Consider the following 1,590-nt stretch of genomic DNA (forward strand, 5'->3'; position numbering starts at 1 on the left):
GGTTCAATTTAATTTACACATAACCTGCTTATATAGTAATCGTATGGGTCGACTAAACCTGTCTTGGTTAGTCTTTCCTTTGTGATTGCTCTCACTAAGCAGGTTTTTGTTGCTACAAAACAGTACCTATTTCCACAATAAGATGTTAGTCTTGCTAAGTCTTTTCCTACTCCCATTTTCATTAACGCCCATTGTCTTTTCTTTGGTACTTTCCACATTTTCCAACAGATTATTCTGAGTCTGGTTCTTAAGTTCTCGCTTAAGCTCTTTAATTTACTCTTCATGTTTGCTGTCTTAAAGTAGTTTATCCAGCCTCTTATCACTTCATTTAGCTTTTTAATTCTGTAATCAAAAGAAACTGACCATCTTCTTGTGGTAAGTTTCTTTATTTTGTCTTTGAATCTTTTAAATGATGTCTTATGGACTCGTGCTTCCCACTTATCTGTTTTGCTGTTTTTCCAGTAACCAAATCCTAGATATTTAATTTTACTTGGTCTTGTTATTTTGCTTTTCTCTGCATTTACTTTTAGTCCAAGTTTATTTTCTATGAATCTTGTTATGGAATGCATTACTCTTGTTGCTGCTGCTTTGCTTCCTACAAATATCAAACAATCGTCTGCATATCTTGTGTACCTAAGTCTTCTTGCTTCTAGTTCTTTGTCCAATTTGTCTAGCATGATGTTGCTTAGTAGTGGTGATAGGTTTCCTCCTTGTGGGGTTCCTATTTCACTTTTTTCATATACGCCTTTGTTCATTATTCCCGCTTTTAGATATTTTCTGATTAATGATTCTGTGTCTGGTGCTTTGATATGCTCATGAACTATGCTCATTAGTTTATCTTGTGGCACTTTGTCAAAGAATTTTTCTAAGTCTATGTCTACCACCCATTCGAATCCATCATTTAAATATTCTAGGCTTTTTGTTATTGCCATTTGACAGTTTCTTCCTGGTCTGAATCCATAGCTTGTTTCTGAAAATCTTTTGTCTATTATCGGTGTTAAAACTTGTACGATTGCTTGTTGGATTATTCTGTCCATTACTGTTGGTATTCCGAGTTTTCTTTTTCCTCCGTTTGGTTTTGGAATTTCTACTCGAAGTACTGGTTGTGGTTTGTAGCGTCTTTCGATAATTTCTTGCCTTATCCTTGTCCAGTTTTCTTTGATGTATTCATCTATTTCTTTTACACTTATGCCATCTATTCCTGATGCTCCTTTGTTGGAGATAACTTTTCGTTTGGCCTGGTGCATATTTTCTGGGTTTAGGATTTGATTTATTATTTTATCTTCCATGTGTGCACTTGCTCCTTTCCGCTTGCATAACTTATTTCTTAAGTGTGAGATTTTGATTTCATTTACGTTTCTTCTACTTTCTCTGTCAGACTTGTTATGCAACATACATTTTGCTTATACTGTTAAATTGTTCAGTCCTTCAGTGTTTCCACCTACTATGACTTCTGCTGACTTCTCACTATTCGTTGTTACTACTTATTCGCTAGTGAGACCTCACGGGATAAGCCCTAATACTTTCATCGTTTACTTGCAGAATTTACGCTTTGGGTTTACGGTTACCTTTTGGGTCTTTGCTATCTTT

1 protein-coding gene is annotated in these 1,590 nt (G+C 35.3%); it reads right to left on the bottom strand.

Annotated features, from left to right (window positions below):
- Positions 1-8 precede the first annotated feature (8 nt).
- The gene (ltrA, locus tag WKS98_RS09890; protein WP_498918936.1) at positions 9-1,289 is read right to left on the bottom strand and encodes a group II intron reverse transcriptase/maturase; all 1,281 of its coding nucleotides are present in this window, start codon (positions 1,287-1,289) and stop codon (positions 9-11) included.
- Between the last annotated feature and the right edge of the window lie 301 nt (positions 1,290-1,590).

Source organism: Lagierella sp. ICN-221743, assembly GCF_037890055.1.
GTDB lineage: Bacteria > Bacillota > Clostridia > Tissierellales > Peptoniphilaceae > Mediannikoviicoccus.

Coding starts and splice junctions, on each gene's coding strand:
- ltrA (WP_498918936.1), bottom strand. CDS start 1,289: ATGGAAGATAAAATAATAAATCAAATCCTAAACCCAGAAAATATGCAC.